This window comes from Rhodopseudomonas sp. BR0C11 (assembly GCF_010820945.1).
In the GTDB taxonomy this organism is placed as follows: Bacteria; Pseudomonadota; Alphaproteobacteria; order Rhizobiales; family Xanthobacteraceae; genus Rhodopseudomonas; species Rhodopseudomonas palustris_H.
Window position 1 is genome coordinate 1 of sequence record NZ_QTKI01000178.1, and the last position, 9,139, is coordinate 9,139.

6 protein-coding genes and 1 pseudogene are annotated in these 9,139 nt (G+C 60.2%); 2 read left to right on the forward strand and 5 right to left on the reverse strand.

Annotated features, from left to right (window positions below; translation table 11 throughout):
• On the forward strand, positions 1 to 972 hold a 972-nt coding region (locus DYI24_RS14740; protein WP_164572814.1), incomplete at its 5' end, for an oligosaccharide flippase family protein.
• Between the two features lie 104 nt (positions 973 to 1,076).
• Here the strand turns inward: DYI24_RS14740 and DYI24_RS14745 are convergent.
• Together DYI24_RS14745 and DYI24_RS14750 are read right to left on the reverse strand one after the other, a co-directional pair.
• The gene (locus DYI24_RS14745; protein WP_164572815.1) at positions 1,077 to 2,021 is read right to left on the reverse strand and encodes a glycosyltransferase family 2 protein; all 945 of its coding nucleotides are present in this window, start codon (positions 2,019 to 2,021) and stop codon (positions 1,077 to 1,079) included.
• Complete coding sequence (locus DYI24_RS14750; RefSeq protein WP_164572816.1) at positions 1,990 to 3,090, reverse strand: glycosyltransferase family 4 protein; 1,101 nt, start codon at positions 3,088 to 3,090, stop codon at positions 1,990 to 1,992. The genes DYI24_RS14745 and DYI24_RS14750 overlap by 32 nt, the downstream gene beginning before the upstream one ends.
• A gap of 498 nt (positions 3,091 to 3,588) precedes the next feature.
• Here DYI24_RS14750 and DYI24_RS14755 point away from each other — a divergent pair, with 498 nt between their 5' ends.
• The gene (locus DYI24_RS14755; RefSeq protein WP_164572817.1) at positions 3,589 to 5,031 is read left to right on the forward strand and encodes a hypothetical protein; all 1,443 of its coding nucleotides are present in this window, start codon (positions 3,589 to 3,591) and stop codon (positions 5,029 to 5,031) included.
• On the opposite strand, the gene DYI24_RS14760 is transcribed toward DYI24_RS14755, so the two are convergent.
• The 3 genes and pseudogenes from DYI24_RS14760 to DYI24_RS14770 form a co-directional block, all read right to left on the reverse strand.
• Positions 5,026 to 6,774 carry a GMC oxidoreductase gene (locus DYI24_RS14760; RefSeq protein WP_164572818.1) on the reverse strand — a complete coding sequence of 583 codons (1,749 nt, stop codon included), beginning with the start codon at positions 6,772 to 6,774 and terminating at the stop codon, positions 5,026 to 5,028. The two genes, DYI24_RS14755 and DYI24_RS14760, sit on opposite strands and share 6 nt — an antisense overlap.
• A gap of 111 nt (positions 6,775 to 6,885) precedes the next feature.
• Positions 6,886 to 8,022: a glycosyltransferase gene (locus DYI24_RS14765; protein ID WP_164572819.1), complete on the reverse strand. Its 1,137-nt coding sequence runs from the start codon at positions 8,020 to 8,022 to the stop codon at positions 6,886 to 6,888.
• Positions 8,023 to 8,085: 63 nt separating this feature from the next.
• A pseudogene (locus tag DYI24_RS14770) lies at positions 8,086 to 9,139 on the reverse strand (glycosyl hydrolase); the annotation flags it as partial.

Consider the following 9,139-nt stretch of genomic DNA (forward strand, 5'->3'; position numbering starts at 1 on the left):
GGCTCGTATTGGGCGATCGCTGTCGGGACGATTGCAACGCCGCTCACGATAGCTGTCGCGAGCCACATCGCGTTCAGGTATAGGCCGCGTCTGTCGCTGGCGGAATGGAGTGCATTCTCTGCCTTCGTACGCTGGTCCACGATCAATCAATTGGTCGGGGCTATGAACTGGCAGATCGACCAGTTGATGCTGGGCCGGATGGTGAGCCGTCAGGACCTCGGCCGGTTCTCCATGGCATCAAATCTGGCGTCGTTGCCGACCCAGGTGATCATCGTTCAGCTTCTCAATCCGCTCACCGTGGCGTTTTCGCTGATCCACGACAATCCCGCGCGATTGAAGGATGCGTATCGAGCAAGCGCTGCGATGATCGTCTGCATTGGCCTGCCGGTGCTGATCGGACTTGGCCTCGTTGCGGATCCGTTGATCCGTCTGGTGCTGGGCGAAAAATGGACGGTGATTTCGCCGATTGTATCATTTATGGCGTTGTCGATTATTCCATCGCTGTTCGTGTCGCCACTATCGCCGCTGTTGATGGCGTTGAACCGGACGCAGGCGCTGTTCCCGATCGCCCTATCGGAATTGCTCTTCAAGATGCCGATTTTGTTGGTCGCGATCTGGCTGTTCGGGATGGAAGGGGCGGTCGGGATGAGAATGCTGACCGCGTTATTCGTGGCAGCGGTTTCGATGCGGGCGGCACAACAAACGATCGGCTGGGCGGCATGGAAGCAGGTCGCGGAGCATTGGCGTTCGATCGTGGCGGGCGCGTTGATGGCGGCTGCGGTTTATCCGCTCACGTGTGACCTGGAACACGAGCCGCAAATTGTTCTGATGGCCGCGAAGTTGGTGGGGGCCGTTCTGTTGGCTGGGGCGGTCTATGCCGTTGCCATCCTGGCGCTTTGGTTTGTCGCAGGGCGACCAGCAGGCGCCGAAGCGAAAATCCTGCATCTCGTACGATCAGTGATCAGGCGGTAGATCGACAGCGATTGCCGAACTTCGGCCTGATCGGAGCGCATTCGCGATCGCGGTGGCTGTGTTGGCGACGTCAATGTGGGCGGTAAAATAATCCGCGTCGAAAGTCACTGGCGAATGGAAAGAATGTTCTTTGGATGATCGCGTCCGATCACCAGGTCCAGAATGCCTATCCAGTTTCCCTTGCAGCGTCCTCTGCGATCGATCCACGGCTCGGGCTTGAAGGCGCGAACATGGTTCATTACCAGATTGCGCGCGATCAGCCGGATCCCGGCTTTGACAGACAAGGTCCCCTTCCGCATCAGATAGACCGGGTTGACGATCTGCGAATAGCCGAGGCGTACGCCAGCCAGACGAGCGGCTTTGACACCCTGATGAACTCCGGCGAAGGCTGTGGTCAGGGCGAGGCTGCCTCGGCGGCCCACGCGTGCCGCGAAGTCGATATCCTCTTGCCAGGCGTAGAGCGGCAGGTTCTCGTCGAAGCGCTCGGCCCCGATGGCAGCGCTGCGATACACCATGTTGCAGCCATACAGCCCATCGAGCGAACAGACTATTTTTGCCTTGGGCCTGCCGTTCCGATCGTTGGCGTCGACCAGCGCGATGGCTTCTTCATACGGAATCCCTGCGGTGTTGATCCCATCCGCCAGCAGCGATCCATTCACGGCGACCACTGCAGGATGGTGCTGGAAGAAATCCTCGATCCCCTCGAGGCAATAGGCCGAGGGGACATAGTCATCGTCAAAGAAGGCGATGATGTCCGTAGAGCCAAGAAGCAACTCCAGCGCAGCGTTGCGCTGCACGGGAAGTCCCGGGCTGCAGTAGACAACCTCGGCGCCCGCCAGCATCGAATCCGAGGGCGGAAGGTCTGACGGCTTCACGACCGCAAATACGAACCGGCTTGGCTGGAGGGTCTGTCGGAGAATGTGATCTTTCCAGCGACCAAGCTCCTCGGGGCGGCCGGTGCTGGCGACCACCACCGCGATCCTGGTCGACCTCGTCGACCCGTCAACGGGGCTTTCGCTATTTGTCTTCGGCGACGTGTCGAATGACATTGCAGAGATCCGCCCCGGCTTTCCGCCACGTAAAATTCGCTGCCTGCGCTACCCCTTCGGCGGAGCGCTCCAGCCAGAATGGAGCCGAGCCCGCGAGCGACCTGATCGCTTCGATCCACTCCCTGGGGTTGTCGGCCGCCGCGTAGAGCGCCCCTTTCCCTGCGACCTCGGGAAGGGCACCGCAGGGCGCGACGATGGCCGGGCAGCCCAAAGCCATTCCTTCCAAAGGTGGCAGGCCGAAGCCCTCTGTGGTCGATGGAAATGCTACGCACAGCGCCGCTTCTAAGAGGGACCGTAACTCACCGTCGGTCACGGACCCTGCAAACACGACATTGGCTGGAATGTTGGGAGACAAGCGGTCAAAGTCGCGGCGATCATGTCCGCCAAACAGGACGAGCTTGATGTCGCCAAGCTCCGGGCTGGAAAAGGCGTCCAGTAGAACCTTGATATTTTTGTGCGCCTGAGTGGAAGACAGCGCGACCACAAAGCGCCGCCGTGCTAGCGAGAGACGATCGATGATCTCGGGTGCTCGGGGGTACGTCAGGACGTGATCGACACCGTTATGGATCACCGAAATACGCTCGGCATCGGCGACGCCGGCTCTCGCCAGTTGCTCGGCGGAGAAATGGGACACTGTCAGAATGCGACGATGTCGTCGCCCGGTCAGCGGCAGAATGGTCTTATACCACGTGCGAAAAGCAGCCGAATAGGACTGCGGCGTGATGAACACTTGCGCATCATGGATCATGGTGATCGCGTTGCCGATCGCCACCGGTCCAAGATTGCAGAGGTTGAGCAGCAGATCGGAGCGCGCGGCGCGGGGCAGGTCGATCTGCTCCCACAGCTGCCCGCGCAAGCGGCCATAGCGCTCAACGTGAACGCCTTGCGTGCCGTCCGGCGCGGACTTGGGAGCAACGATCCTTGGTGAGGTCGAAAATACCCCGTCCAGGAGGTCCTGGTTCAAAACGATCTGGCGAATAAGCTGATCGGCGACCCTGTGGACGCCGGTAGGTCGCGCTGTCAGGAACTTCCCGTTGATCGTCAGTCGACGAAAGGGCAATGGGTTCACCTAATGCGATCTCCAGAACGCCTCTCGCGTCCTGGCCAACTATCGATCTGCCGACGGCGCCAGATAGTGTCAAGACAACTGTAGAGGGAATAAGATCGCCCGTGCTTGTTTGTTTGGGACAATGGTAAATTCATGGGGCGCTCCTAATGGGAATGGGCGCAAGGCGTCGATCAGCCCGTGGGTATGCGATGATGCTTGAGTTAGTAGGCGATGCGCAGAGTCCGGCGGTCGCCAGGACATCATGGCGGCCACTCCCTACTGCCTGTCCTGATAGCGTAGCTCGGATCGCTCTATTCGCGTACGTGGTCTGGTGCCGCGTCTGGACTGGCGGGATCGGTCCGATCATCGGGACAAGCGGCAGGCTGCACAGCCGCCGGACGGGCATGGCCGGTTCGAAGGAGACGTTGACAGATTTGACCAAAGCGAGAAACTTCAGCGCGGCCGAGCCTCAATGAGCTCCGGCCGCCGACAGCAAGAGAAAGGCTCCGGGGCAACACCATGACGATCGAAGTCATCGGAATGATCACGCTCGCGCTCGGCGTGATCTGCCTCTTTCAGCCTGTATCTTTCATCATTCACGCCTTTGTATGCTCGATCCTGCTCGGCGCGGCCGCCGCCTTCACGCTGCCGAGCCTGGGCGGCACCAACGTCACCCCATCGCATTTGCTGTTAGGGTTTCTGACGATCCGCATTCTTGCTGAACCGGGTTGTCGGAGCCGGCTGTCGGATGCCCTGGCGATAGGGACGCCTGGATTCTGGCTGGCGCTGATCGTGATCGACTGTCTGGTCTCGGCCTATTTCATGCCGCGGCTGTTTGCCGGAGACACCTTCGTCTATCCGGTGCGAACCACCGGCTACATGGTGGTGCTTCAGCCCGCGACGTCGAACTTCACGCAGTCGGTCTATCTTGTCGGAGATCTGGTCTGCTTCGTTCTGATCTGGGCGTATGCGACTTCATACGTGGGAAGAAGCCAGTTAGGGAGTGCCGCCATCCTATGCGTCGCCGCCAACCTGGCCTTCTCGGTCGTCGACCTCGCCACCTATTATTCGAACACCACTGAAATATTGTCGTTCATCCGAAATGCCTCCTACGGGTTGTTGACCGAGGTGGAGCTTGCGGGCTCGAAGCGACTGGTCGGATCGTTTACCGAGGCGTCCGCGTTCGGATCGATGACGGTCGCGTTCTTTGCTTTCACGTTCCAGCTCTGGCTTTGTGGAGTTTACCGGCGCTTGTCGCTGGTCCTGGCGGTGCTGTCCCTCGGCGCGGCGCTGCTTTCGAAATCGTCGACGGCCTATGTCGGGCTCGCGGTGGTGCTGGGGATTTTCTACTTCCAGATCGTCTCGGCGTCGTTCTCCGGCGCATTGCGCATTGAATCGATGGTTCTGCTGGCCGGGGCGCCGTTCGTGGTGGCGTTCATCATCCTGGGAATTCTCGCCGACGATCGTGCATCGAGCTATGTGGCAGACATTCTCAACGAGCTGGTGTTGAACAAACTATCGAGTTCCTCGGGGGTCGAGAGATCGCTTTGGAACAGACAAGGGCTCGAGAACTTCTTCGACACCTTTGGGTTCGGCGTTGGCAACGGCAGCATGCGAGCGTCGAGCTTCCCGATTGCGGTGCTTGCGAGCCTTGGAGTGGTTGGAAGCATCCTTTTCGTCGGGTTCTTTCTATCGGTGTTCTTGGCAAAAGACGGTAACGGTGTGGACGCGAGGGACGAGGGCTACAGAAAGGCAGCCAAGGTCACCTGTGCGGCGATGTTGGTGACGCAAGTTCTGGCGGGTGCGCTGACCGACCTGGGGCTGCCGTTCTTCATCTTCGCGGCGTTGGCCTGTGCCAAGCGCGATGCGTTGTCGAGAGTGAGGTCGAGTACCAGCTTGGCGCTCGAATCCGGGCTCGGTGTTCTCGCCGCGGCGCGCCGATCCGGCGCAAGAGGATTATAGCAGGGTCTGTCGGATACGGTCGGCAAGACGGACCGCTAAGGCCACGATCATAAGAGTTGGATTGGCGTGGCCACTGGTCGGAAAGATCGAGCTTCCCGCGACGTAAAGACCGCGAACGCCGTGCACTTGGCAGTGTTGGTCGACCACGCCTGATCGCGCCGACGCCGACATCCGCGTGGTCCCCATGCTGTGCGCCATGTCGATAATCACGGCGTCGTTGAATGCGCCTTCGGCGACCCATGGTTCCAGGATCGGCTTCGGTAGCTGCACTTGCGCGAAAGCCGACTGCACGATGTGGCCGAGCCGCATGATGGTTCGGCGCTCGTCAGCGTTGATCCGCCAATCGACCCGTGGCAACGGCAGGCCCAACTTGTCTGTCTTCTCCGACAGCGTGATGCGACTGTCGGGATCAGGCCGCTGCTCGGATATGGCGTCGATCCACACGTCCGTCACCTTGTGCGGAACGCCGCGACTGAGGAAGTCGTCCGCGGCCACATTGGGCATGTAACGAATGGCGGATTGGACGATGAGGTCCTTGACGGCGACCGGAAGCCGGTTGCTCGACAGTAGCTTCATGGCGGCGCCCTTGCCGAGAAGACCGGCGCCGGCTATGGCCCGCATGGCATCCTTGACCTGTCGCTGGCTCTTGCCGGTAAGGAGCCGTTTGACGGCGTCCCATGGGTCGTCCGCCGCATGCTCCGGCATGAAGTAGATCGCGGAATTCAAGAGATGCTCTCGCTCCTGCACTTCAGGCGTGATCGCGAGGCCATGCATGTACATCGAGGTGCGACCGCTGTTGCGGAGGCCGTAGAATCCAAAGCGCCGCATGATCTGGTTGGCGTTCGATCCGCCGAACCTGGCGATCCGCGCGCCGGCATGGTCCATCAGGAAGCGCCCCACCAGATCGTGCTGATTGCCAACTCCGTTGGGGTGAACCGTGGTTGAAGCGAGCAGAAGGCGCGCATTTTCGATACCGCCGCCGGCGATCACGGCTGCCTTTGCGTGCACGGTGTGGCGTTGCCCGTCGATTGTCGCGATCTCTAATCCGCGAAGCCCGTCTCCCTCCTGGGTCAGATCGAGGCGTGTCGCGGTCGCGTTGAGCAGAACGCGAATGTTGTCGGCTTCCACCCTGAGAAAGTCGGCGCCGAACCGCATAATGTCGAGAGGATCGATCCGGGATCGCGAAAACTGCCAGAAGAACGAGCGAAGCCCCTGCGGGCCGAGTTGGGGTTCGGGAGGTGAAATGCCGAGCAGGGTCCAAAGGGTGTCGTCGTAACGGTTCGGTCCGAGGTTCAGAATGTCGGCTGCCCGATCAAGGAACGGATCGAGGCTAGATCGGTCTATCGGCCAACCGGAATGCGGGACCCATGCCCGCTCCTGAAAATCTATGCCATCGAAAGCGGCCGACTTTCCTGCCCAAGCATGTGTCGAGCCTCCGAGCGCTCGACAGCGGACACCATAAGGTTGCTGGTCCTGAGTCCAGGAGCGGCAATTGGCGCCGTGAAAAGCAATCCTCTTCTGAATCTGGTGAGGGGCGTTCGGCTCGCCGATGCTCTCCAGCGTCGAGAGCTCGGTTGCTTGAGGGGCCTCTTCAAGCAGTCCGCTCTCGACGATCAGGACGCGTAGCGGAGCACCTCGCAACTCACGTGCTACGGTGAGGCCTGCTGGGCCGCCTCCGATAATGACGAGGTCGGCCTCGAAACGAGTATCGGCGCTGAAATGAGCAAGGTTCTCGACAAGCATGATTTCAGCCTACCAGCCTGTGCTGAAGCCGGGAATCTCTTTCGCCGCGGGCTGCTCTCACAGACACTCATCTGTTAGCGAAAATGTCTGCCTGACGTTGCGCTGCAGTCGCTATAGCGATGTGGAGGGGCTTGCATCCGCATGCTGGTGAAGCGATGCGGCCTGGGACAGAACGGATCGCCAGACCCGTAGGGCGTTCTCTGTTGAAAATCTCGCAATACTCGTTCGCATCTGATCCAAGCGCTGCGCCTTCTCGTCCTCGCTCATAGCTGAGATCTGATGCATTCCCTGAGCGATCGCGTCGACATCCAACGGGTCGACGAGGATAGCTGATGGGCCTGCGACCTCTTGGAGAGCTCCTCCTCGGCTCAGCAGCGGTATTACTCCATAGTGGATCGCCTCGGCTGCCGGTAAGCCGAAGCCCTCAAGTAAACTTGGGAGGATGAATCCTTCTGCGTTGGAGTACAGCCAAAGAAGCTGGGGATCGTTGACGTACCCCGGGATGATGACGCCAGGGGTGCGGTCCGCGGCGGCGATGACGTGTTCGGCGCCAGGCTCCGGGCCGCCGCAGATCACATAGCTATACCCCTTGTTGGCGAGGCCAGTTCGTCCAAAGGCCTCGATCGCGCGCAACTGGTTCTTGCGGGTTCCCAGGCTGCCGACGGACAGAAAGAACTTGCCCAGGATAGACTTCACCGGTTGCTGGTCCGAGGAGCCCGAAGCGAACCTGATCGGCGGATACAGAACGCCCAGATAAGGGAAATCGTCGCCATAGAGCAGCTTGAATTCCTCGCACGAGCTTTCACTGGCGAACAGAAGATGCGGCTTGGCCTCCGCAATGCGATCGAACGCAGCCCGGTAGATCTGCTCGACACCATCGGCGTAAAAGGCCGGATGGGTCAGGGGGCCGACGTCGTGGCAGAGGATGATATCGGTTTCGCGCAGATCGTGGATGAGGACTTCTCTTGGATCGGTAAAGACGATCGGCAGCCTGTTCCGGCGCGACAAGAAGGCCGTGAGTGTCCTGGGATGCCGAACCCGGAGATCGATTTCGACGACGGCTAGACGGCCCAGGATACGGGCAATCAGCCCGGTGGGAAGTCGGTCTAATCCGAGCCTCCAGTAATACACCTTCCGGATCAGATCCTTCGAGCCGGCGATGAGATCGCCGCAGAAGAAGAACTTACCGGTCCTGTTGTTGAGCGCCAGCGTGAAGTCGCAATCGACAAGTCCTGGTTGAGCAGACATGCGTAGCTCTTGTTCAGTCTTCAGCCGATCGGCGCCCGATGATGGCCTGATCGGCGGCGCGTGTCATGGCCGTTTTTCCACGCGAATGTCCTTGACCAGAAATTCGCTGGGCGAGGCAATCGCGTTTATTCGGAAGTGCCAGCCCCACTGGCCGACGAAATTCGCGTCATCGATCGTCCATGTCAATTCCTGCCAGTCCGTTTCGCTCGGTATCTCGCGATACGAGGCGTTGATGTAGCCCTTCTGGGATTCATAGTCCAAGCTGAAGCCTGCCTTCGGACTTCCAGGCAGCCGTTTGACCGTTGCGCTGATCTGCAGCCGGCGGGTGCCCCACGGAACGAATTGCGGCGATACCGCGAAATAGGCGTAGTGACCTTCATTGTTCGGGACGGAAAAATCGAGCCGCCGCGAGGTCGATCCCTCGTCCGCGAACACCTTGGTGGTCTGCGGATTGATCTGCTGGAGACCGCCGCCGCGATTGGTCTCACCGAGAGAGATCGTGACGGTATCCAACTTTGAATAGTCGACATCTTGCAGGATCGGCAGGTCGCGGTTTTTCTTCGCCTGCTGCACGATCGCGTCCGGGAACTTCGAAACGAACAGGGGCGTGGACGACAGGCTGAGGGGCTTGCCGGCATCCAGAGTGACCTCCGAGCCGTCGGTACGCGTGACCAAAACCGGCGACTGGAAGGTCGTTTCAACCGTTTTGTTCGATGTGGTCCAAGCGGCCAGTACGAGACCTTGTCGGCCTTCGAAGACAAAGCCCAGACCGTCAGCGTCCGCTCGGACCCATCCAAGATAGGTTGGGCGATCGCCCAGCAGACGGATCAGGGTTGTAAGCGCCTCGAATGAGGGCCGCGGTGAAAAGTCCGTGCGAAGCAATCCGTGGTCGGCCTGATCGTGATAGGCCGGCCCTCGCGCCTCGAACCAGAAGATCTTCTCGAACCCGGAGGCGAGCGCGAGCACGTAGGCTTTTGTCAGCAGTCGCGATTGACCGGCTTCAGACCTCGGTTCGGTGGTTGCGACGGCGCCGACTTCCGAGATCCACAGCGGGAGCGAGCTGTCGAGGTCATGGGAGGCAAGCATCCGCCGCAGCGTCGATGCCATCGCCAGGACC